The following is a 23,300-nucleotide window of genomic DNA, read 5'->3' as shown; positions in this document are numbered from 1 at the left end:
CGTTTACCAAATTAGAAAAGTCATGAAAAAAATATTAATAGCTCTGTTACCATGTCTCCTGATAAGTATTTCGGGATGTAAGAAATATATAGATGTCAATAACGACCCTAACAATCCTATTGTTGTTGGCGAAGCTCAGATTTTAGCACCTGTTGAAGTGGATATATCCTCCAACTTATTTGCCGGAAATGTAGCCTCGATTGTTCAGCAATATATGCAAGTAGCTGCATTAAACCAGGTAGCGCCCGATGCAGGTACTTATTTAATGTATAATACAGATATGGACGGAGATTGGACCAATCTGTATACCACATGCTTAAATAACCTGGTAACATTGAACCGGGTAGCTGAAAAAGATGGGAAATCAAATTATTCAGGTATTGCAAAGATTTTGACAGCGTATTGCCTGGGCACAGGCACCGATTTGTGGGGCGATATCCCTTATTCACAAGCCTTTAAAGGAATTGCAAACCTAACCCCTAAGTACGATGCTCAAAAGGACATTTATACCCAGATACAAAGTTTGCTGGATGCAGGTATTGCTGACATTGCAAAAGGTAGCACTATTGTACCAAATGGAGACGATTATATTTACGCCGGTGACATGACCAAATGGACAAAACTGGCTTATACCCTGAAAGCCCGTTATTATATGCACCTGAGCAAAGCTCCGGGCAATACTGCTGCTACACAGGCGCAATTAGTACTAACCGCCCTCGAAAATGGGATGAAGTCAAATGACGATGATTTTAAAATGGCTTATCCAGGCGCTGCGGGGCAGGAAAACCCATGGCAGCAAAACTTTATATCGGCCAGTACTCTAGTGCTTGCCAATACGGTGGTTGACGGATTTGGAACACGCAAAGATCCCCGGAAAACAATTATGGTCGCGCCAGCAACAAACACCGGTTTATACACTGGCCTGCCCGAAGGCCTGACAAGCATCAATTCGCTGGAAGACTATTCCCGTCCTGGCGACTTTTACGGTGCAGCCGGAGCTGCCAATTATATTGTAAACTACTCCGAGGCGCTGTTTTTGAAGGCTGAGGCTACACTGGTCACCTCGGGCTATGCCAGCGCCCAGCCGATCTATCAAGCTGCTGTTATGTCGCACATGAATAAACTGGGGGTAGCTGACACTGCTGCCAATAATTATCTTTCGAAAAGAATGCTCACGAGCGCCAATGCTGAGCAACTGATCATTGAAGAAAAAAATATAGCAAATTTTCTTTCTCTCGAGAATTTTAATGATTACAGGCGCACAGGGTTCCCGGTTTTACCGCCGGTTCCGAATGCTCTTTCTACCGTTCCTCGCAGGGTATTATATCCGGAGGTGGAGATTATTTCTAATCCACAGCCTCAACAGTCCGCAAAGTTGACTGACAGGGTTTGGTGGGACGCGCAATAAAGCAATTTATATCAAGCCGATGCTAACCTGAAATTAATAAGATCAGTTAATATCGGCGCATTTTTAAAGCCACCTGTAAGGTGGCTTTAATTTTTTCGGGGAATTTCAAAAAAATTAGTAATGCTTTAAATACATATCAAACTGGGAATTTTAAGTATTACGATCAGTATAAAATGAAAATTGGGAATGGTTCTATACCATCCCAGTTCAGTGTGGAAGAAGAGACTCAGACCCCTATGCCTCGCGGCGCTATAAATATCCTTTAGCTACCATCCATCGCAAAATTCTTCCCAATGCGATTTCATTCCGGTTTGCCGGTGTAGAAGCCATAATAACTTTATCCTTTGTAGGTAATGACACTATTCTTCTGTCATTGTCTTTTACAGTATACACCTCAAAGTTTTGTGCATTGTTTCCACCTGTAAAGCTTACTTTTACTACTGTTAAACCATTAGGCAAACTAAAATCGTAACTGTCAACATCGGATACCGAACCCAGATCCTTAAAACGACCAATCAGTTTACGCTCTTGTTCAATCGTTTGATCTTCCTTTAACACAATCGGAAAAATAAGACTCCGTTGCACCACGGTATAATCAGCAGCAACTCGCGGGTTCATACTCTTATAAGCAATAAATTCGGTAACCTTAGCAGAATTAAGGTCGTCATCAGTAATAATATTAGCTCCGCCGATCAGTTTGGCAAACGATTTTTCAGACCATAACTTCGCTATCGGGAAAATACCCACCTGGTTTGCGGTTAAGAATGTAAACCGGTAATAATAAAACGAATTATCACCATTAGGTGGCACAAAATCTGTAGCCAACGTTGCAATGATTAATTTTTTGACCGATAAGGAATAAAGCTCAAAATTGCCTGTAAGGCCGAAATTTGTTTTGATCTTGTTAACCCTTGCGAGTTCTTTTCCGTCAACGCTGATGATATTATTTTTATAGTCAATTTTTTGGGCAGTAGCTTGACCGACAGTAATTACCGTCATCAGAAGAATTAATAAATGTTTCATGTGGTCGTTAGGGTTTAAGTTTATAGTTTCCTTAAATGTACTAAATTTTATAAATAACGAACTGGCATTTAGAATACTAAAAACAAAAAAGCCATTAACATATCAGTTAACGGCTTTCAGTGCGGAAGAAGGGACTCGAACCCCCACGCCTCGCGGCGCCAGATCCTAAGTCTGGTGCGGCTACCAATTACGCCACTTCCGCAGTTAGGATTTTTAAGAGCGGCAAAGATAATTATTTATACGGATTTCACAGATTATTTTTGTGATTTCATCGATTCAAGCTCGAAATCAGCTGTTTAAAATATTCCGGTGCCTGTAGCAATCTGCTCCCGTACCATGAAAAGAGTTCGCCATCCACCAATTGAATATTTGAATCGGGTACCAAAGCCTGAAATTCTGTAATATGTCTGTCCGTGAAGGGATAAGGTTCTGACGAAAGCAATACCAGATCCGGATTTGCTTCTACTATTTGCGCTGGAAAAACTTCCGGGTATCGTTCCTGCTCAAACGCATTCTTTAAACCACATTTTTTAAGCATATCATCAATAAAAGTCCCCTTCCCGGCGACGATGTAGGGTTTGCGCCATATCAAGTATGCAACTTTTAGGGAAGAAGATTTTATTTTCAGGTTATCAAAAGAATCAGAAACTGTAGCGGCCATCAGATCAGCTTTTTCTTCTCTGCCAACCAACTCCCCTACTTTTCGGATCATACTAACCGCGTCTCCCAGATTAGAAATGTCACTCATCCATACCGGGAAATGCTCCATCAACTCTTCTATCTGATCTTTTTCGTTTTCTTCCTTATTACCGATAATCAGATCGGGATTTAATTTTTTTATCTGATTGATGTTTAGTTTTTTAGTTCCACCTACTTTAAGCTTCCGTTTAACTTTATCAGCCGGGTGAATGCAGAACTTTGTAACGCCAATGATCTCCTCCTCAAGTCCAAGATCAAATAACAATTCAGTTTGGGACGGCACGATCGAAATGATCCTTTTGGGTGGAGACGGTATATCTACCATACGATTCATCTGATCGGTGTACAGAGGCATATTATATCAACCGTTATAAATTTGATAAACGCCTGTTACGGTACGATCTTGTGCTGAACCAACTAGTATAGTCGCAATCTTGCGTTCGATCATCAATTGTTCAGCCTGATGGATATATTCATCAGGTTCGACGATTACCGGATTGATGGTCATCATATCGTCTATATGTAATTGTTTAGTATCCGGATTACGTAATAACGCGCGACGCAGGTCACCGTCGGTTACCACGCCTTCTACTTTGTCGGCGGTTCCCACGATCACCATTCCCAGTTTGCCTTCAGACATGCAAAGCAGCATTTCTGTAAATGAAGCATTCTTATTGATAAACGGCAGGCTCTCCTTGCGCATCAGGTCCTTCACCTTTACCAGTAGCTTTCGGCCTAAACTGCCGCCTGGATGGAATCTCGCAAAATCTTCATGCTGAAACTGCCTTGCCTCCATTAATGCTATGGCCAAAGCATCTCCCATCACCAAAGTAACTGTGGTTGATGACGTTGGCGCTAATTCCAGCGGACAAGCCTCGCGTGTAATACATACGTTCAGGTGGTAATCGCTATTTTTTGCAATGGTTGAATTTGGATTGCCGGTAATACTGATGATCCTGTTATTGTTCCATTTCAGAAAAGGAATGATTTTCAATACTTCATCCGTTTCGCCTGAGTAAGAAATTAAGATAACCAAATCATCGTGCTCCACCATGCCCAAGTCGCCATGAAAAGCTTCGCCGGGATGCAGGAAAAAGCTCGGAGTTCCGGTACTTGCTAAAGTAGCAGCTATTTTCCGCCCTATCAGGCCCGATTTACCGACACCAGCGACAATGAGCTTTCCTTTTGATTCCAAGATAGCATTAACGGCGGCAGTAAAATCATCGTTGATAGCACTAGCAACTTCATTCAGCGATTCGATCTCAATATCAAATACCTTTTTGGCGGTGTCTTTCATTCGATAGTGTTAGGCTATTAAAGGCTTTATAACTTCTTCCAACTGATGCAATTTTACCATGTTTGGACCGTCGCTCAGGGCGTTATCCGGATCAGGGTGTGTTTCCATAAAATAACCGTCAGCGCCAAAAGCTTTTGCGGCCAATGCCATCATCGGTACAAACGTACGATCGCCACCGGTTTTACCGCCCGCCCCACCTGGTCGTTGCACCGAATGGGTACAATCCATACATACGGGGTGACCAAATTTCTTCATATCATAAATATTTCTGAAATCAACCGCCAGGTTATTATAACCGTACATATTGCCACGTTCAGTTAGAATTACCTGTTCATTTCCTGCTTCAATTACTTTCTGTGCAGGATAAAACATATCCTGTCCTGATAAGAATTGTGCTTTCTTTACATTGACAACTTTGCCTGTTTTAGCAGCTGCAACTAACAGATCAGTTTGACGGCATAAAAAGGCGGGTATCTGTAAAATATCAACTACCTCAGCAGCTATCGCGGCCTGGAATGGCTCATGTATATCGGTGGTAACAGGCAAATTGAAACGCTCTTTTACGTTCTGCAGCATTTCCATGCCTTTTTCTATGCCGGGTCCGCGGTACGAGTGGATAGAAGTACGGTTTGCTTTATCAAAAGAGGATTTAAAGATTACGGTCAGCGGGTACTTCTGCCCTATTTCGGCAACTTTTTCGGCGATAGTGTAAAGCAGGTCCTGGTTTTCCATAACGCAGGGGCCCAATATAAAGAACGGCTTTTGCCGTATCTGGTCGTATAAACTCATGCACAAAGATGCAATTTTTTGGTAATACGTTAAACGCGTTACGTGGTACGTGTCATATAACAATCGAAACATCGAACCTATCAGGTAAAACCTATAACTTTGCGACATGATCAATTACTTCGATTTCTACGGAATACCTGAATCTTTCCATCCCGATGTACCAGCCCTGAAAAAGAAATTCTACGAGCTAAGCAAGCAGTATCACCCGGATTTTTATGCGAATGATACGGATGAAAAGCAGCAGGAGATTCTCGAGTTATCAACTATTAACAACAAAGCCTGGCAGACTTTGAGTGATCCGGCTAAAAGACTTGAATATATTTTACGCCAGCATGAGTTGTTGGTTGATGGTGCAAAGCCTGCATTACCCGGCGATTTCCTGATGGAAATGATGGATATTAACGAACGCTTGATGGAAGTTGAGGACGCTGATCAATGGGCTGAGATCAATAATGAGGTGCTGGCAGTAGATGATGACATCAATCAGAAACTACACTCATTAACAACGGATTATCATAGACTCGACGATACAGCCAAGGAAAGCCGGCTGAATGAAATATTAGATATTTACTACAGACAAAAATATTTGTTGCGTATTAAAGAGAGTTTAAATACATTTGCAGCCCGGTTTTGAACGAACTAATCCACCGTTCAGACCAAAAGAGGCCCAGATGGCGGAATCGGTAGACGCGTTGGTCTCAAACACCAATGGCTGCAAGGCCGTGCCGGTTCGACCCCGGCTCTGGGTACTGCAAGGCTCCTGATATGTCAGGGGCCTTTGTTGTTTTACTGGCCTTGTATTAAAAAAAAATAGGCCGCGCATTTTCAATTCGCAGCCCTTTCAATAAAATATCAGATTTGTTTATATCAAATTGATCTCAACATCAACGTTGCCTCGGATGGCCTTAGAGTAAGGACAAGTCTGGTGAGCAGCGTCGACCAACTGTTGAGCAATTTCGCGCTCAACGCCCGGTATGCTGATATTCAAACGAGCCTGCAAGGCATATCCATCAGCAGGTGATAGGGTTAGATCAATTTCTGCATTAATTATCGTATCATCAGGCAGACTAATATTTAGCTGTTTAGCAGCAATTCCCATTGCACCCTCAAAACACGCTGACCAGCCAGCAGCAAACAGTTGTTCAGGATTTGTGCCCGGACGTGAAGTGCCGGGAGTTGAAAGCTTTATATCCAATTGTCCATCATTGCTTTTTGCAGTTCCATTGGTACGGCCACCAGTTGTGGATACTTTGGCAGTATACAACACCTTTTTAGTTGTTTCCATTTTTTAACTTAATAATATGCGTTTGTAATTGTATTGCTTAAATAACAGTACAATTTTAAGCAATAAAATATACCAAATGGTATATTTTATGTCATCATTTAGTCTGTTATTTGTCATGTCCTCATTAAGCTATTTATATAAGGACATTTTTACTTTTCTGCCTCTTCAGCAACGCGGATATAATATCCATTGATATCAACAAAAGCAAACTCGCGTAACTCGTAGGGTTGAGTTAACAAAGTATCGGCGAACTCAATGCCTTTGGTCTGATACTCCTGGAATATCTCGTCAATGTTTTCGACAAACCACATCAAAGACAGACGGCCTTTTGAATGACTGTTGACGGTTCTTACAAAGTCCGGGGCTTCCCAAAAAGTAATCGCATATCATCCCGTCTGACGCTGCCGCCGGTTAAGTTGCTGTTTTTGTCGTCCCAGGTCTATTCATCATAAAAACCCAGTACATCAGGGTAATAGTCCAGTGTTTGCCTTAGATTTTTTACAGGAAGACGTGGATTGCTCCTGATAAACTTCTTTGGTTTCATGTCTTTTGGATATTGTATACATCCCAATCAGACATTTAATCATATTATGCCCATTTAATCTCCCGGTAACCTTCAAGGAAATTAGAGATTTGGGCCTGCTCATCAACAGAAAGATAGCCGTAATATTCCCATGCCTGGGTATCGGGTGAAAAAGAAAAGTAACCGCCCGGTGTCTCGTCCTCTTCGAACCATACGGAATAAATCATAGAGCTGTCTATTCCGTAATCTTTGAGGTTATCATATTTACCGATCAGCTTTATTTCATTGGTATTGCCATTGGGCATTTGTAATTGTAATGATAAAAGGTTATTCATATGTTAGTAGTTGTAATATAATACAGGAAAAATTAAAAATATTTTAAAAAAATAAGCCAAAACTATGCCAATTGTTATCTTGCAGCCTTATCCGTAATTAATATGAAACTTTCGCTCCTACTCATTTTTTTTATCTCAATTCTATATCTTCCTGATGCAAAAGCCCAAAGCAGCAATGAACTCAACAATGGTTGGAAATGTGCGCCTGTGAACAGTGTCAAGTTTGATGGTTATAAAATTTCATCAGTTGATTTTAATCTCGATAATTGGATGCCGGCTACTGTTCCTGGGACAGTGCTGACAACTTTATTGGACAATAAGAAGGTCCCAGATCCCTTCTTTGGTATGAATAACGAGCAAATTCCAGATATTTATAAAACTGGGCGCGATTACTATACATACTGGTTCGTTAAGGATTTTAAAGAGCAAGCCAATACTGATGATCAGGTCTATCTCGATTTCAGAGGGGTAAATTATAGCTGCGATATTTACCTGAATGGAAAAAAGCTCAACAAAGCTCCCCAGGTGGGGATGTTTCTCCGCTATAGTTACAATATCACCTCATTTCTAAATAAAAATGGCAATAACAGACTAGCTGTACTGGTACACCCACCGGATGTTCCGGGTAATCCCAATGGCGGACAGGGCGGTGATGGTACTATTGCCCGAAATGTTAGTTTACAATACACAGCTGGATGGGATTGGATACAACCTGTCCGCGACAGAAATACCGGTATATGGGATAAAGTTATTATACATAAGACCGCTAAAATCCGTATCACTGATACACACATAATCACTTTGGTCCCAGGAATACGACAGGTTGACGGACCGCAGCAGGCAGCGATTATCAAAGTAACCGCGGAACTAAAAAACCCTGCTTCCACTGCTGTGTCAGGTGTTTTAGAATATGAGATCGACGGTAAAACGATATCAAAAAATGTGACCGTGAAGCCTAATAGTACGCAGGATGTCAGTCTCAATGATCTTGTTTTGAAAAATCCGAAATTATGGTGGCCAAATGGGTATGGACCACAGAATTTGTATGACCTGCATGCCCAGTTTTTAATCAATGGCAAAGTATCCGACCAACAGACTACAAGGGTTGGCGTGCGCCAAATCCAAACCGAATGGAATACGCAAACCAAAAGTAGACAGGTATCGGTGAATGGGCAAAAGATATTCATTAAAGGGGGTAACTGGATCATTTCTGACGAGATGCTGCGTCTATCCGATTTGCGTTATGATGCTGAGGTCCGTTTTCACCGTGATATGAACCTGAACCTAATACGGGTTTGGGGTGGGGCCATGATAGAGCGTCCTGAGTTTTATGACGCGTGTGACAGATATGGCATGTTGGTTTTTCAGGATATGTGGGGATCAGGCGATTGCAATGGCCGCTGGCAGGATCCTATGAAACTGGACGACCAATGGACAAGAAGAAAATATCCGGATGATCACTCGCTGTTTTTACGGTCAATCGAAGATCAGGTAAAAATGGTGCGCAACCATGCGTCATTAGCTATCTGGTGCGGTGGTAACGAGATCACTCCTCCTGAAGATATTTTAGCGGCGCTTCGCGATACTATTATGCCAAAGTTGGATAATACACGCTGGTTTGTAGATTACTCGAATTCGGATGCTATGTCGTACAATTCACTTCTGGGTAATGGCGACGGGCCTTATGGTATTCAACCTTTATCAGTGTTCTGGCAACATCAAACTTATCCATTTAACTCTGAGGTAGGTTCTATTGGCGTAAGCGATATTGAATCATTACGAAAATTCATCCCAAAAGACCATCTGGATAATATTCCCGTGTATGCCGAATCAACCCATAAAACAAAAACCGACGAAGTTTGGGATTATCATAAGTATATAGGATATGATACCAGCATCAACAAATACGGCGAGGCAAAAAATGCCGAAGACTTTGCTTTCAAAGCTCAGTTAGTGAACTATGATCAATATCGTGGTTTGATGGAGGGATTTAGCGCTCACATGTGGGAATGGTATACCGGAACCATCATCTGGAAAACTCAAAACCCATGGACTGCCATGCGTGGTCAGATGTATGATTATTACCTCGACCCGAATGCCTGCTTATATGGTTTACATAACGGAAGCGAGCCTTTACATATCATGTATAATCCGGTTAATGGTATCGTAATGGCGGTTAATAATACCTTTAAGCCTCGCAGCGGTATGATGCTGGTTGTGAAGACTTATGACATGGATGGTAAGGAGACTGTGCTTAACCAGGTTTTTGCTGATGTCGGCCCTGCACTTGCCAAGAAATATTTTTCAATTAAAAAGGAAGTCGACCAGTTAGCAGCGGATAAGGGTATCTTCCTCGACCTGGAATTTCAGGATGCTGATAAAAAGCCAATTACTCAAAACATTTACTGGATACCTGACAGTAAAGGGAATTATTCAGGGTTACAGAAAATGAATAAGAGCGAACTGGTTGTAAATGCCAAATATCTGAAGCCGGGTAAAGTTGAAGTGACCCTTACCAATGATAAACAGAATGTTCCTGCATTTTTCAATAGGGTTTCAATAACTGAGGGCAGTACCAAAGCCAGACTTCTACCGGTATTTTATAGTGATAACTACCTCACTGTTTTACCAGGCGAGCAAAAGAAGATTATAATTGATTGTGATCAATTCAAAAACGACAAAAATATACAAGTTTCCATAAATGGCTGGAACACACCTTTAAGGTTTGTTGATATTGCAAACTGATAAGTTTATTTTTCCAATTCCTGAACCGCTGCCTTAACCCAACCTTCTTTTAGGTTAAGGCAGTGGTTCAGTCCTTTTTTATAGCGACATTTTATTGTTACGGCAATTTTGAGGTTAATTGACTTTATGTAATTGACTTAACAAAAAGATAATATTAAATTTATACTTCTATCACATACATTTGAACTCAATCAAATATGAAAAAGGAAAAACAAGAATCTCCTGCAAAAGCAGCCAAGAAAATAGCAACCAAATCGATCCAGCAACGGCTAATTAAAACAATAAAAACCATAACCGCAGAATTAGGTCAGGTAGAGATCGACATAGAGAAAGAGGCGAAAAAACTAGCCAAGAAAATCACCAAAAATTTAAAGTCTGCTAAAGAGCCTGAAAAAAGTGCTGCACCTGTAGTTGAAGCGAAGAAAGTAGAAAAGGCACCAGCACAAAGCAAGGCAAAACCTTCAGCTAAACCCGCGTCGATGCCAGCTAAGAAACCTGCGTCGATGCCAGCTAAGAAACCTGCGGTCAAGGCAACTCCTGCAAAGGCAGAGGCCCCTAAAAAAGAAGCAGCAAAAACGCCTGCGGCGAAAGCCTCAATAAAGTAAGCACAGAACGTCAACTTTATAGTGACCTGCAAAAGCGCAGCGTGTTGTTATCATCGTCTGTTACATAGAATTCTCTTGTACCCCAGGTTTGGTTAAGTGGCCCCTGATGTACAGGAGATTCTTTTTTACGGGAGGTGTCCAACCCGCGTTCAAGGTACTTGTTGAACAGGCCATCTATGTCGTCAACCCAAACATTTACTACCGAGCCAAACAGGTTATTGCTTTCAAGCACAGTCAGCTGAAGCTCTGCATCTCCATTGATCAAATCAATCACCCAATCGTTGACAGATGCATCAGCGTATTTCAACTTAAAGTCGAGGATTCTTGTATAAAAATCCAACGCGGTTTTCATGTTTCTGCACTTAAATAGAGGGATCATTTTCATGGCTCACTTGTTTAATTTATTATTCCGTCAAATGGTGATGCAACAATAAAGCATAGGGTATCTTGGGCACAATCCAGGTTGATTTTGGCGGCAATATTTCACCTTCTTCAGCAACTGAGATCAATTGCTCAACACTTACCGGGCATAGCGTAAATACAATAGCATTAGGGTAAACGCTAAGTATTGCATTGATCTCATCCATCGCCATTTCACCACCTGCACACTTTAATCGCAGGTCGGTTTTAGGGTCTTCGATACCAAAAATTGGCGATAACACTGTTTCTTGCAAAATGTAGGCATCCAAATTGGCTGCAGCATTTTTATCGTTATAAAGATGCGGTTTAGCAGTAAGTTCAAACCAGTTATTTGAAAAATACATTCCGAAATGGTGTGGCTTTCTTGGCTGCACTTGCTGATTTGAAGGATTGATATCAAAATGCTGTATTAATTGATCAATGAGGGCTTTTTTTTCAATCTTTTCCGAGGGAACCACTACCTTGTCATATTCCTCAATTCGCAATTGGTCCGTCGCCATGTAAAGCGAAGATATGTGATCGAACACCGGTAAGCCTTTTGCCTGTTGCTCTGCCGCCAGTAAAGCTGATGATTCTATGCGATGGTGACCGTCGGCCAGATAAGCTGTTTTGATCCGGCCAAAAGCATCAATAAGCAACTGCTGAACTTTCGGATCTTCTATTTTCCAGAGATGATGCAGGCCATGTTCATTACCATAAGTAATCTTCTTATTGTTTTTTATTGTTTCGGCAATGATGCGGTTAACAGTAATGTCCGGATGGTAAGCCAGCAAAATCGGGCTGCCTTCCAAACCCGTGTTCCTCCGATAATTGGTCAAACGCCTGATACTGTCGGCAAAGGTTAGTTCATGTATTTTGATATTGCCTTGTGTATAATCATCCAGCGATGTTAATGCCCATATACCCGTTTGGCGATAAGTTTTGTGTTCAACCTCATACACATATATACCCGGTGCCTGTTCGTACCATAGTTTATCGCTTTCAAGCAGACTTTTTAAAGTGTTTTTTATTTCCCGGAAAGCTTTAACCTGCCCTTCTGGTGTTTCAGGGCGTAACCTGGCTCCGGTCTCGAGCAGATGTTTTAAAGGAGCTAAAGTACCATCCTTGGTTTCGTCACCCGAGACAGACTCGACCTGCAAAGAAGTAAATACCAATTGATCAGCATAAAAAGGGTTCGACCTTATTGCCCTAAAAGGTTGAATTTTCGCCATAATTTAATTATTAACAGGTTGGTTTATTTCCTGTTTGAGTTCATATTGAGAATAGATAGCATAGTTACTAATAAAGCTTAAAATAATATGAACAAAACCTACTTTTAACAATTAAATAATTATGAAAATATATCAGCAAACGGTTAATCTTAAGGAAAGAAAAAGAGGGTTTCACCTGATTACACAGGAAGTGATTCACGCACTGCCTGAAATGCAGGAGATAAAGGCAGGCATTTGTCAGGTATTTATACAGCACACATCAGCATCGTTGTGCATTAATGAAAATGCTGATCCGACGGTACGCCAGGATTTCGAAACTTATTTCAATAAAAGGGTACCGGAAAATGACCCGGATTACGTGCACGATGATGAAGGCCCCGACGACATGCCCGCTCACCTGAAGGCTGCTATTTTAGGCAGTTCGGTCACTATCCCGATTCAAAACGGTGAACTGGCCTTAGGTATGTGGCAGGGCATATATTTCTGTGAGCACCGTAATTACGGTGGTTCACGGACCATCGTAATAACTGCCTGGGGTGATTAAACTATGCGGTTGTTTTCCCCAGTTTGTGCCCCCACGCAGCGTAGTAAAGAATGAACAGGTATATCGGCAACAAAATCAGATAAGCAGTTTGCGCCGAATAAAGATCAACAAAGTGACCATATAACGGTGGGATCACTGCGGCGCCTGATATGCCCATTACCAGCAAGGATGATGCGATTTTGGTGAACTTACCTAATCCATTTAATGCCAATGGCCATATTGCGGGCCACATCAGTGCATTGGCAAGACCGAGTAATGCGATGCAGAAAACAGAGGCATAGCCGTGTGTGACCAATGCTAAAATGCTAAAAATAAATCCCAATATAGCCGAAATCACGAGCGCTTTTTGCTGCGTAATGTATTTAGGTATACAGATAATTCCTATTACATAGCCAACCAGCATGGAGATCATGGTAAATGTTGCGAAGAATTTTGCTGTAGAGAGAGGTATATTCTGTGCAGACCCATAGCTGATAATGGAATCGCCTGCTAAAACTTCGGCACCAACATATAAAAATAAAGCAACGATACCTAATACTAAATTAGGGAACTGAAATACACTTGTCTTGCCTGAATTAGCTAATGCTGTAGTTTCATCTTCATGCTCCGTATCAATTTCCGGTAAGGTAGAGCGGTAAGTTAACACAGCCAGTATAACCAGTGATACCATAATACAGATGTATGGAACGACTACTCTTAATGCCAATTCATTTAAAAGAGGAATTTTCTCAGCTGCACTCATGGTTGCCAGTTTCACTTTCAACTGGTCAACATTTTTAAGAGCAACTACTCCCAATGCAATCGGTGCTATAGCACCGGCAGATTTATTAAAGATCCCCATAATACTTATCCGTTTGGCGGCGCTTTCAGCAGGACCTAATACAACCACATATGGATTGGATGCTGTTTGGAGTATCGCCAGTCCCATTCCCTGCACAAAAAGCCCGGCAAGGAAGAACGCATAAGTACGCGTTAAAGCAGCAGGTATAAAAATAATTGCTCCCACAGCCATAATCAGTAAACCAATCGCCATCCCATTTTTAAACCCAAATTTTTTCAATACCATTGAGGATGGCACAGCCATTACCAAATAGGCGATATAAAATGCTGTTGCCACCAAGTATGACTCAAGATTAGTAAGTTGGCAAGCTATCTTCAAATAAGGCACAAGTACTGAATTGAGCCATGTGACGAATCCGAAAACAAAGAATAAAACGCCGATGATAATGATCGGGTTAATCGCAGAACTCTTTTTAGCTGTTTGAAGGGTTGTGGAAGTTTCTTGCATACTGATGATTTGATAATGAAATCCAATGATAGTAAAAAAGTAGCAATAGTTTTTAAAAAATATTAAAAACTTTATCCTCTTATTAAAATGAGTTAGATCGCATTCTGATTATCATGAATTTATAAAATAAACCAGAATGTTGAGCCCTTACCCAATACGCTATTTACCCCTATCTGGCCATTGTGCCTTTTAATGATCTCAGACGAGATATACAAACCTAAACCGATACCGGAATAATTCTTCGATGTATTTTCTACCCGATAAAATCGGTCAAATATATTCTCAATTTTGTCGTCAGGTATCCCTATCCCATAGTCTGTTACAGATACTTTCACGGTACCATCTTTAAGTTTAGCGGCCTTAATGCTAACAAGCTCGCTATCCGGAGAGTATTTCATAGCATTTGTTAGAAAATTGTTGAGTACCTGGTCTAGCCTGTTTTTATCTGCATGCACCATTAATACTGGCGCAGCGTCGATTTTTATTTCGTGCCTGCTGTCTTCTGCCTGGCATTGATCAGCGCATTCTTTTAATACTTCAGTTAGGTTGAAATCCGTTTTATTCAGCTCAAGTTTTCCTGCCTGCATCCTGGTAACATCCAGCAAGTCATGAATAATTTCCGTCAATTTATTTACTTGTTTTGATGCTTTTTGCACAAAAGGAACAACCGGTTCCAACACTTCATTTTTATTTGCCATTCTTTCCACTACCTGAAGTGAGGCTTTTAAACTGGTGATGGGGGTTTTTAATTCATGACTTGCAATACTCATGAATTCATCTTTTTTAACGATCAGCTCTTCTGCAGCCAGCTTCATTACCTGGTGATGCCGCATTTCTGCTTCTGCTTTTTTCCGCTCTCCGATCTCTGCCTCCAACTGATCAAGGGTCCGAAGATTATAGATCAATGGCAGGATTTTATAAAGAGCAAATACTGTAAAGATGGAAACCATCCCTGTAATAAAACGGACTAACGCGCTTAAGCGATAGGCCGGCCACCAAAATATACCAGCATCTATTAAGTGTGTGGTGCCGCAAAGAAGGATGAACGCAATAAAAAGCCAGATAACTTTTGGAAAAGGTATATCTTTTCGTTTGTTTATGATGCGGAAAAGCAGAAAAGGTATAGCGAAATAAGCTGCCCCGATAGAAATATCTGACAGAATGTACAACCAGCCATGGAAATCGCTCCATGTACCGCAATGCCAGCGCGGCGGCCAGTCGGCGGTATTAAATAGTTTTGAAAAAAAATCTTTGACCTGGCCAAAGAGCCCGGCTTGTGTATGCTGGCTGATTATATGATGCGAATTGCACATGGAATCACAAGCAGCATGTGTCCCTGGCAGCGTCTTATTAGAATTAGCTTGCATTATATTGTTCTTAAATACACCAAGTTACGTTTTAACATTAAGCAGGGAAAATTAAGAACGCCTGTTTAGTGTATTTCTTTTAACGTGTTTCCCGAAATTGAGTTGCTCATTCAAGATGATTGTGACCATCAGTTAGAACGATAGGCTCATTGCGGGTATGTTGAGGGGTTAGTTTAATTCTCAGAACAATTGCTATTTTTCCATTGTAGTGTTTTATTTCGACGCCACTGCTAACATATACCAGGCCGCATGTGGCAGCCATTGCTCGGCCCAACGCCAGTCGGCATCCTTACCTGTTTGTGAGTATGGAAGGTTAAAATCGATGTCGTCCTCATTCTCAAAACCGGAGGTAACGCCATTAACAATGCCGCCCGGTGCATTAGTATACTCGAATGTACCGAAGAAGGCATAAGCAGGGTTATTATGCCCTATTCCTTCCAGCATACACGAGTCAAATGGGTTTAATCCCAATATCCAATTCAATTGATCCAATGCAAAGCTTTCCAATTTGTCATGATAGGCCTTGTCATCGATAAATAAACCTGCGGCAAGTCTTGCAGCAGTAGCTTCTGAACCCAATCTTGCATTTTCCCCCTGCCACCATGGTGAAGCATCACTACCGTGCGGGAAAAAGAACGCACTACGACGATTGCCTAAAGTATCCTGTGTTAGTTGGCGGCTATAACCAAACGGATTATTTACTTCAGCGGTAATTGCAAATTCATAATCCATAGATCTTCGAATTGCCGCTTTGATCTGAGATTGGGTAACCGCCGATGCATAAGGATAGTAATATACGAGGCTCACTACAGGTAAGCCGGCGTCCGATGGATGAAAAAATGGTCGGTCTTTATCATCGGCGCGCCAGTAGTCTTTATAGCTTTTCCATGTGGCAAACCTGGTTATTAATGATAGCGCACGTTTTTCAGCGGCAGCTTTATATTTTTCATCTTTGGTAGCTTTATAGAGTTCCGTTGCTGCTGTAAGGGCACAATAATCATCCAGTATGTTTTCCTTCCCGTCATTAGTCATCGATACATTATTTTTATCCAAAAAGTCAAATGCGTTTTCAGCAGCTTTCAGATAATCCGAATTAGTATAGTCTCCGGAAACATTATAAGTTGATGCCATTGCCAGCGCCGCTATTGACATACCACCGCCTGAGCGAAAACTACATTGGTAACTGCGCCAGTCATGTTCCTCCGGCCTCGTTTTAAATGAATCATCATTTTTAGAAACTTTAATACGATAGCTTTTGCCTTCAGGGCCGATCGCCCTGTCCTGAGGCAATTTACCCGGCCCCGGTGCTCCAACTGAACGGTAAAAAGCTCCGCCTTTTACTTGCATACGACATAAGTAATCTGCGCCATACATCGCTTCGTCTAATATCCTTCGGTTGAACTGCCGGTAATCAGTACCGGGCTTTTTGCTTAGTAATTCATAGGTTTTAAATAAACTATAATCTGTTAATGATATTTGCTGAGGATTGAAATAGGATGAAAAAGAAAGATGTGACAAATGTTTTCCGTAATCACCCGTAGCATCATACCAACCGCCATGGGCATCAATGGTATCGGTTTTTCCTTGTAGATGAGAATGACAGTCGGCCTTGTCCAATAAACCTGAGCTGCGTTGCCCTTTAAAATAATAGATTACGTCAGACAACGTAGTTTGTTCCAGCACATTCTTTCCGATTACAAACGAATAAGAGGAGATTGTTCCTCGCTGTGTTACAGCTTGTAATTTGAAGTTGCCATTAGTTGCCACAGTACTAAAGTCCAGTACCCAAAACTGGAATTTTTTCCATTTATCAACCGGTCCGCTGAAAACTGGCCTGCCATTATATACTACTTTGCTAGTTTTGGAATCGATCAGGGTGAATGCCGGAATGTTTAGTTTACTATTGGCTACAATGATCGCTTTCTTAGGCCCGTCAAGTTCATATCCAACGTGATTAGTTACAATTTTAACAGGTTGCGCAAATAGAAACACCGGCAGGCAAAGTAACAGGGTAACAAGTTTGATCGTTTTCATAAATAAAGGAATAAAAAGCCCTCGCAGGTTGATCCTGCAAGGGCTTAAATTAATAATTATTGTATGCGATTTAATGATTTAACAGATAATATTCTGATTCTAATTAAACTGGTTAACCGGTCACTAATTAACAGATAACTACGCCAAATTCCCTTTTTTAAGTTCCTCCACAGCATGGTTAGCTGCTCGGGCAGTTAAGGCCATGTAAGTTAACGATGGGTTTTGGCAGGCTGATGATGTCATACAAGCGCCGTCAGTTACAAATACGTTCTTTGCGTCCCATACCTGGTTCCATTCATTTAATACAGAGGTTTTCGGATCGCGACCCATGCGTGCTGTACCCATTTCGTGAATGCCACGGCCTAACACACCTTCCATCGTATGCGTTTTTACCTCCTTCACTCCTGCTGTTTCCAGCATTTCCTTGGCGTCATTTGTCATATCGATGCGCATTTTCAATTCATTATCACGAATAATTGCGTCGATAGCCGGTACAGGCAATCCCCATTTATCCTTTTTAGTTTTATCCAGGGTGACTTTGTTGTCATGATATGGTAGGGTCTCCCCAAATCCACCTATGTTCATCGTCCAGTGGCCTGGTTCCGATAATGCATCTTTAAAGTCGCCACCGATGCTTAATTCAGGGATATTCCTGCTCCATGCTTCTCTGGATGCACGGCCCTGGTAGCCAAACCCACGGATATAATCCCGTTTTTCTCCATTCAGGTTACGGTAGCGTGGTATATAAATGCCATTTGCACGACGGCCGAAATAATATTTATCCTCATACCCTTCTACGTGCCCGCTGGCCCCTACACCTAGGTGGTGATCCATCAGATTATGACCCAGTTCGCCGCTGCTGCTGCCCAAACCATCAGGCCAAACATCCGTTGCCGAATTCATTAATATCCATGCTGAATTGATAGTTGACGCATTCAAGAAGATGATCTTTGCATAAAACTCATAAGTTTTGTTTGTTTCGGCATCCAAGACTTCCACACCTTTAGCTTTTTTGGTATCCTTGTCATAAAGAATTTTGGTCACAATGGACCATGGTCTAACGGTCAGATTACCAGTGGCAACAGCCGCAGGTAAAGTGGACGACTGAGTGCTGAAATAAGCACCAAAAGGGCACCCCAACCAGCATTTGTTACGATACTGGCAATTGGTTCTTCCCGGTAATGGTTTAGTAATATTGGCTGTACGGCCAATTACCATATGCCGCGCCTCTTTGTAGAATGTATTAAAGCGGGCAGAGACATCCTTCTCGACACAATTCATTTCCATCGGTGGCATAAAGTTGCCGTCAGGCAAAATAGAAAGGCCATCATTATTGCCTGATATTCCGGCAAATCCTTCTACGTAACTATACCATGGATCAAGATCTTTATAACGGATGGGCCAGTCTACTGCTATACCATCCTTGAGGTTGGCCTCAAAATCAAGATTGGCCCAGCGATAGCTTTGACGCCCCCACATTAATGAGCGACCACCAACATGATAGCCTCTGAACCAGTCAAATCGTTTAACTTCGGTATATGGGCTTTCTTTCTCGTCAACCCAATAATCCAGATTGGTTTCGTTCAACGGATAATCCCTTTTCAATACGGGGTAATCATGGATCATCTGTTGAGTCCGGCCGCCTCTGTGCGGATATTCCCAGGGTGCTTTGCTTGCATTTACATAATCTTTTACGTGCTCGATATTCCGGCCGCGTTCAAGCATAATGGTTTTCAATCCTTTTTCAGTTAGCTCCTTAGCGGCCCAGCCACCCGATATCCCCGAGCCGATCACAATAGCGTCATATGTGTTTGTTGCCATGATTTGTTTAATAGGTATTTATTGGTTTGTTCGTCTAATGTAGAAAATTATTAATTAAAAAACATGACTATTGCGTCTGTTTTACACAATGGAATTGAGCCGCTTTTCCCGTTTTTTTTTTAAATTTTCTGTTAACTCAATGCCTTTACAGCAAACTCGCGGCATTTGATCACTTCTTTTACAGCGTCTGAATCTGCCGGGATATTGTACTCTAACTCAATAGTTGCAGGGAATTTGTATTTATTCTTTTTGATTAATTGTAACACCTCGACAATTGGTGTGTCACCTTGCCCCCATGGTTGATTTGGCCCATCGTGATATTTGCGGTCCTTCAGGTGCATGCTCATTATACGGGGATGGTTTTTCTCAATAAAAGGTACCGGGCTGCTGCTGGTACCAGCAGTATAGTGACCGATATCAAGGTTGATGGCATTGTATTCAGACTGACTCAACGCCGTATCCCACAGGGTTGGCGTAGCTTGCGTATGCGCATGGTAGCCAACATATATCTTATGCTTTGTAGCAATATCACCGAGGCGTTTGGTTTGATTATCATCAGTTGGCAGTTCAACGGTTACATGGGTTACGCCTAATGCCTTACCTGCGTTGAATGCATAATCAATCTCTGCATCGGTGTTTTTAGCACCTAATGCATTGGGTTTCCAGGCATATATCTTAATACCAGCCTCGTTAAATAATTTCCGCAGCTCCTTGAATTTATCCATTGATACACTGGCGCGCCAATCGGCTACCCGTTTAAAGTAAGCTGTACCATCTTCACCGCTGTTGCGTGTTGGTTTTCCCGCAAATGCTTCTGCCGCATCGCCCATTAGTTCAATAGCGTTGATATTGCATTGGAGACAATATTGCAATAAATTCTCGGCTGTACCCGGCATGCTTCTGAATGAATACGTGATCACCCCTATTTGTACGCCGTTGATAACAGAATTTGGCTTTGCCTGGAATAGCGATCCTGCTGCAAAAACTGATTTGGAGGTCAATGCCATACCTGCCGCGGCGAGTACCGTACTGCCGATAAACCGGCGACGGGAAATATGCTGTTCTTCCATAAAGGTAAAATTGGTGGGTTTGTTAAACTGATAAACTAATTTACCAAGTTACTCTTTGATTCTATAAAAAAACTGTAGCATTTGTAACAATAGTGTGTCAGTTACACTTAGTTAACTTTCTCACCTGTTGCCACCCATATCAACGAATTGAGGATAAGTTTCTCCTGTTCAGGGTTAGGAAACGTATGCGATAAGTCTTCGTTAGTATGGTGCTCATAATCGATATCGTTATGACCAAAGTTGAAGTAAACCATTTTGTAGTTTTTGTTGGTCCATACGATTGGGTAATAGCCGCTGTGCCAAATTTCATGGAGCTTTGGACCTGTACCTAACGGGAAGCTAGTTGAATCAACCGACAACAATATTTTGATATCCGGATTTTTGCGAATGTCCTTTTCCCAACGGTACCATTCGCTTGGCGATGCTTTGATAATATCGGGCAATCCCTTCGTCGCTGGATGGTTATGGTCTTCAACCCTCAAAAAAGCCGATACGGGCCGCCAGGTATTGCTTACATATTGTCCAGAACCCAGGAACTCATTATGATACCAGTCCCAATCTGCATTAAAATCTGAAGGCGTTAAAGCAAATGCGGCAAAGTGAAAACCCAGCCAGCCACCACCATTTTTCATGAATTCTTCAAATGCCTTTCGTTGGGCTGGAGCTTCTACTCTTGTGTCCAGAAATATCACAGCCTGGTATTTGGCCAGGAACTTGGCATTCATATTCGTCCAGTCTTTAGTAGAGTCATAGCTAAAGTTGTATTTTTTCGCCATTTCCTCAAACCATTTATTGGCTTCATGAACAAAACTGATATGCGCCTGATCGTTCCGGGCAGTGTAAAATGCGATAACATGAAAAGACTTTTTGTTGGTCTGAGCTATAAGTGAGGAGAAAAGGAAGATCAATGGTAATACAGTAAAGATCTGTATGCGGGTATAGATTTTAGGCATAATGGTTATGGTTTCGCGTTTTTAATATCCTGAACTTCTACACGATTTTTTTTTTCTTTCGGGGGATAAATAACGGTATTTTTTAAAGCTAAAAGCATTTGTTTTAACGATACCAGCGCCAATGCTTTTGCTTGGACAGAAGTAGATGGTATTATCTCCAACAATTTAAACACCGGCTGAAATAGCAACGGCCAGTAATGTCCGGGCCCTACTACATACCAGGGCCTGATCAACGTGGAGGTAAGCTCCGATGCCAGAACAGCTTCTTCCCCTTGTCGCCTTGCTTCCTGGTAATCAGCCATTACTTTTGTTGGATATTGCGCCACGCTCATATAGATGAAATGTTTTACTCCGGCTTGTTTTGCAGCTTCGACAGACACTTTCAGAGAAGCAAGGTCAACCGAATAAAATAATAACTTCTTTTTAGGCCCCGGATGGCTCACCCCTAGCAAATGAATAAAAATACAATCAGCCGGCACAGAATTCAAATAAGTTGCTGCATCAAAAGGACTGCCTATTACAGCTTTGCACCCATTCGGCAATTTCTTTACAGATTGCTCACGAACCAATGCAGTTACATCATACCTCTCATTTAATAATATACTGATCAGTCTTTTGCCGATATAACCCGTTCCGCCTGTAATAAAGACGGGAGATTTTTCCATATCATCAGAAGGTTAATAGTTGGATAATAAAATTAGGATTATTAATGATACTTCAATTTCAGCTTGTACATTTCAGATCCGGCCAATAAAAACGCTCCGACACCGTAAACTTCGGTATCATCATTGGTTACGGTTTCCGGCTTCTCACCTATTTGCTGTACATTACCCAGTTTACCATCAGCATGTACAGACGCTACCAAAGCAGCCCATGCCTTTTCAACAATACTATGATATTTATTATAAGGCAGTAATCCATTGTTGATACCGTATGCCAGCGCATAGCAATAAAAACCAGTTCCGCTGGTCTCTTTTACCGGATAACTGTCGGGATCTAATAATGCAGCATGCCAGGTGCCATCGGCATTTTGCAGTTTGGCTATTTTCTCGGCCATTTTTTTATACAGATATACGAAATGAACACGCGACTGATAATTTGCAGGCATATTGGACAGCATTCTTACCAATCCAGCCATTACCCAGCCGTTTCCTCTTGACCAGAATATCTTTTGCCCGTTTTTTTCTTTTAGTGTGAAGAAACGACTGTCTCTGAAATAAAGGCTCTCATCTTTGTCAAATAGGTAGTCTGTGGTCTTAAACCACATTTTAGCGGCAAAATCGAGGTATTTCTGATCACTTGTCGCTGTCGACAGATAAGCAAAGGCAGGCGGCCCCATAAACAGGGCATCGCACCAGGCCCATTCTCTGCTGGCGATATTATTTTTCCATTCAAGCGATTCCGTGTGCGGCCTTGCCATGATACTATCCGCCAAAGCCTTAAAACGTGCAATCATTTGAGGCCGTTTGTCAACAGCATACAGTTGAGAATACATCTGCGCTACGCAATAATCATCAGCCATTTCCCGGTTTGGGCCGGTATCCCATTTTAGGGTCTCGCCGATGCTGCGCAGCTCGTTAAAGTACTTTGGATTATGGCCAACCTGGTTCAGTGCAACATATCCCGCATAACAAGCGCCCATTGTCCAGAACCATTTTGGGTTCCTGGCGCCATGCGCCTGCCACTCGTGCAATTGCCAATCGGCAACTTTATTCATGATCCTTAATATGGAATCGGGCTTGGGTTTAGCATAAACAGCTTGCATAGTAATAGTCGCAAGCAAAATGAAAGTAAGAGGTTTTTTCACGGTAGAAGGTTTATATGGGTTAAAGCTATAAATTAAAGCACTAAATTTTAATCTGTGAAAAAAAATTAAAAGGTTT

The 23,300-nt window shown here is 41.7% G+C and carries 22 protein-coding genes and 2 tRNA genes; 6 read left to right on the top strand and 18 right to left on the bottom strand.

The window, feature by feature from the left end:
* Window positions 1-22: 22 nt before the first annotated feature.
* The gene (locus Q3A68_RS03860; RefSeq protein WP_302899731.1) at window positions 23-1,408 is read left to right on the top strand and encodes a SusD/RagB family nutrient-binding outer membrane lipoprotein; all 1,386 of its coding nucleotides are present in this window, start codon (window positions 23-25) and stop codon (window positions 1,406-1,408) included.
* 249 nt (window positions 1,409-1,657) lie between these two features.
* Here the strand turns inward: Q3A68_RS03860 and Q3A68_RS03855 are convergent, their stop codons facing one another.
* The 5 genes from Q3A68_RS03855 to kdsA all read right to left on the bottom strand — a co-directional run bounded on the left by Q3A68_RS03855 (window position 1,658) and on the right by kdsA (window position 5,216).
* Window positions 1,658-2,431 (bottom strand): hypothetical protein, encoded by a 774-nt coding sequence (locus Q3A68_RS03855; RefSeq protein WP_302899730.1) that lies wholly within the window; start codon window positions 2,429-2,431, stop codon window positions 1,658-1,660.
* Window positions 2,432-2,551: 120 nt separating this feature from the next.
* Window positions 2,552-2,633, bottom strand: a tRNA-Leu gene (locus Q3A68_RS03850).
* 66 nt (window positions 2,634-2,699) lie between these two features.
* Window positions 2,700-3,485 (bottom strand): ABC transporter substrate-binding protein, encoded by a 786-nt coding sequence (locus tag Q3A68_RS03845; RefSeq protein WP_302899729.1) that lies wholly within the window; start codon window positions 3,483-3,485, stop codon window positions 2,700-2,702.
* 6 nt (window positions 3,486-3,491) lie between these two features.
* Window positions 3,492-4,427: a KpsF/GutQ family sugar-phosphate isomerase gene (locus Q3A68_RS03840; RefSeq protein ID WP_302899728.1), complete on the bottom strand. Its 936-nt coding sequence runs from the start codon at window positions 4,425-4,427 to the stop codon at window positions 3,492-3,494.
* Between the two features lie 9 nt (window positions 4,428-4,436).
* Window positions 4,437-5,216 carry a 3-deoxy-8-phosphooctulonate synthase gene (gene kdsA / locus Q3A68_RS03835; protein ID WP_302899727.1) on the bottom strand — a complete coding sequence of 260 codons (780 nt, stop codon included), beginning with the start codon at window positions 5,214-5,216 and terminating at the stop codon, window positions 4,437-4,439.
* Window positions 5,217-5,322: 106 nt separating this feature from the next.
* Here kdsA and hscB point away from each other — a divergent pair, with 106 nt between their 5' ends.
* Together hscB and Q3A68_RS03825 are read left to right on the top strand one after the other, a co-directional pair.
* Window positions 5,323-5,850 (top strand): Fe-S protein assembly co-chaperone HscB, encoded by a 528-nt coding sequence (gene hscB, locus Q3A68_RS03830; RefSeq protein WP_302899726.1) that lies wholly within the window; start codon window positions 5,323-5,325, stop codon window positions 5,848-5,850.
* A 31-nt stretch (window positions 5,851-5,881) separates the two neighbouring features.
* Window positions 5,882-5,965: transfer RNA gene (locus Q3A68_RS03825), tRNA-Leu, on the top strand.
* A 113-nt stretch (window positions 5,966-6,078) separates the two neighbouring features.
* Here the strand turns inward: Q3A68_RS03825 and Q3A68_RS03820 are convergent.
* The 3 genes from Q3A68_RS03820 to Q3A68_RS03810 all read right to left on the bottom strand — a co-directional run bounded on the left by Q3A68_RS03820 (window position 6,079) and on the right by Q3A68_RS03810 (window position 7,359).
* Complete coding sequence (locus Q3A68_RS03820; RefSeq protein WP_302899725.1) at window positions 6,079-6,501, bottom strand: organic hydroperoxide resistance protein; 423 nt, start codon at window positions 6,499-6,501, stop codon at window positions 6,079-6,081.
* Window positions 6,502-6,650: 149 nt separating this feature from the next.
* On the bottom strand, window positions 6,651-6,815 hold the full coding sequence (locus Q3A68_RS03815; RefSeq protein ID WP_302899724.1) for a VOC family protein: 165 nt from the start codon (window positions 6,813-6,815) through the stop codon (window positions 6,651-6,653).
* 274 nt (window positions 6,816-7,089) lie between these two features.
* Entirely contained in the window at window positions 7,090-7,359 is a 270-nt protein-coding gene (locus Q3A68_RS03810) for a hypothetical protein (RefSeq protein ID WP_302899723.1), read from the bottom strand.
* Between the two features lie 102 nt (window positions 7,360-7,461).
* Between Q3A68_RS03810 and Q3A68_RS03805 the strand changes: the two genes are divergently transcribed.
* Both Q3A68_RS03805 and Q3A68_RS03800 read left to right on the top strand, forming a co-directional pair.
* The gene (locus tag Q3A68_RS03805; RefSeq protein WP_302899722.1) at window positions 7,462-10,104 is read left to right on the top strand and encodes a glycoside hydrolase family 2 protein; all 2,643 of its coding nucleotides are present in this window, start codon (window positions 7,462-7,464) and stop codon (window positions 10,102-10,104) included.
* Window positions 10,105-10,301: 197 nt separating this feature from the next.
* Window positions 10,302-10,709, top strand: coding sequence for a hypothetical protein (locus tag Q3A68_RS03800; RefSeq protein ID WP_302899721.1), 408 nt, complete (start codon window positions 10,302-10,304; stop codon window positions 10,707-10,709).
* Between the two features lie 16 nt (window positions 10,710-10,725).
* Here the strand turns inward: Q3A68_RS03800 and Q3A68_RS03795 are convergent, their stop codons facing one another.
* Both Q3A68_RS03795 and Q3A68_RS03790 read right to left on the bottom strand, forming a co-directional pair.
* Window positions 10,726-11,088, bottom strand: a complete 363-nt coding sequence (locus Q3A68_RS03795; RefSeq protein WP_489671729.1) for a DUF8817 family protein — start codon at window positions 11,086-11,088, stop codon at window positions 10,726-10,728.
* 25 nt (window positions 11,089-11,113) lie between these two features.
* Entirely contained in the window at window positions 11,114-12,340 is a 1,227-nt protein-coding gene (locus Q3A68_RS03790) for a DUF1015 domain-containing protein (RefSeq protein WP_302899719.1), read from the bottom strand.
* A 121-nt stretch (window positions 12,341-12,461) separates the two neighbouring features.
* On the opposite strand from Q3A68_RS03790, the gene Q3A68_RS03785 reads away from it, so the two are divergent.
* Window positions 12,462-12,884, top strand: a complete 423-nt coding sequence (locus Q3A68_RS03785; protein ID WP_302899718.1) for a secondary thiamine-phosphate synthase enzyme YjbQ — start codon at window positions 12,462-12,464, stop codon at window positions 12,882-12,884.
* Window position 12,885: 1 nt separating this feature from the next.
* Here the strand turns inward: Q3A68_RS03785 and Q3A68_RS03780 are convergent, their stop codons facing one another.
* The 8 genes from Q3A68_RS03780 to Q3A68_RS03745 form a co-directional block, all read right to left on the bottom strand.
* On the bottom strand, window positions 12,886-14,172 hold the full coding sequence (locus tag Q3A68_RS03780) for a sugar MFS transporter (protein WP_302899717.1): 1,287 nt from the start codon (window positions 14,170-14,172) through the stop codon (window positions 12,886-12,888).
* A 119-nt stretch (window positions 14,173-14,291) separates the two neighbouring features.
* Complete coding sequence (locus Q3A68_RS03775) at window positions 14,292-15,539, bottom strand: sensor histidine kinase (RefSeq protein WP_302899716.1); 1,248 nt, start codon at window positions 15,537-15,539, stop codon at window positions 14,292-14,294.
* Window positions 15,540-15,752: 213 nt separating this feature from the next.
* On the bottom strand, window positions 15,753-17,573 hold the full coding sequence (locus Q3A68_RS03770; protein ID WP_302899715.1) for a glycoside hydrolase family 9 protein: 1,821 nt from the start codon (window positions 17,571-17,573) through the stop codon (window positions 15,753-15,755).
* A gap of 138 nt (window positions 17,574-17,711) precedes the next feature.
* Window positions 17,712-19,394 carry a GMC oxidoreductase gene (locus Q3A68_RS03765; protein ID WP_302899714.1) on the bottom strand — a complete coding sequence of 561 codons (1,683 nt, stop codon included), beginning with the start codon at window positions 19,392-19,394 and terminating at the stop codon, window positions 17,712-17,714.
* Window positions 19,395-19,525: 131 nt separating this feature from the next.
* Complete coding sequence (locus Q3A68_RS03760) at window positions 19,526-20,464, bottom strand: sugar phosphate isomerase/epimerase family protein (protein ID WP_302899713.1); 939 nt, start codon at window positions 20,462-20,464, stop codon at window positions 19,526-19,528.
* A 107-nt stretch (window positions 20,465-20,571) separates the two neighbouring features.
* Window positions 20,572-21,417 (bottom strand): ThuA domain-containing protein, encoded by an 846-nt coding sequence (locus Q3A68_RS03755; RefSeq protein WP_302899712.1) that lies wholly within the window; start codon window positions 21,415-21,417, stop codon window positions 20,572-20,574.
* Window positions 21,418-21,422: 5 nt separating this feature from the next.
* Window positions 21,423-22,082, bottom strand: a complete 660-nt coding sequence (locus Q3A68_RS03750) for an SDR family oxidoreductase (protein ID WP_302899711.1) — start codon at window positions 22,080-22,082, stop codon at window positions 21,423-21,425.
* A 41-nt stretch (window positions 22,083-22,123) separates the two neighbouring features.
* Complete coding sequence (locus tag Q3A68_RS03745; RefSeq protein WP_302899710.1) at window positions 22,124-23,224, bottom strand: glycoside hydrolase family 88/105 protein; 1,101 nt, start codon at window positions 23,222-23,224, stop codon at window positions 22,124-22,126.
* Window positions 23,225-23,300: the final 76 nt, after the last annotated feature.

Source organism: Mucilaginibacter tolerans (assembly GCF_030519375.1).
Lineage (GTDB): Bacteria > Bacteroidota > Bacteroidia > Sphingobacteriales > Sphingobacteriaceae > Mucilaginibacter.
This window is presented reverse-complemented; position numbering and strand designations above follow the sequence as displayed.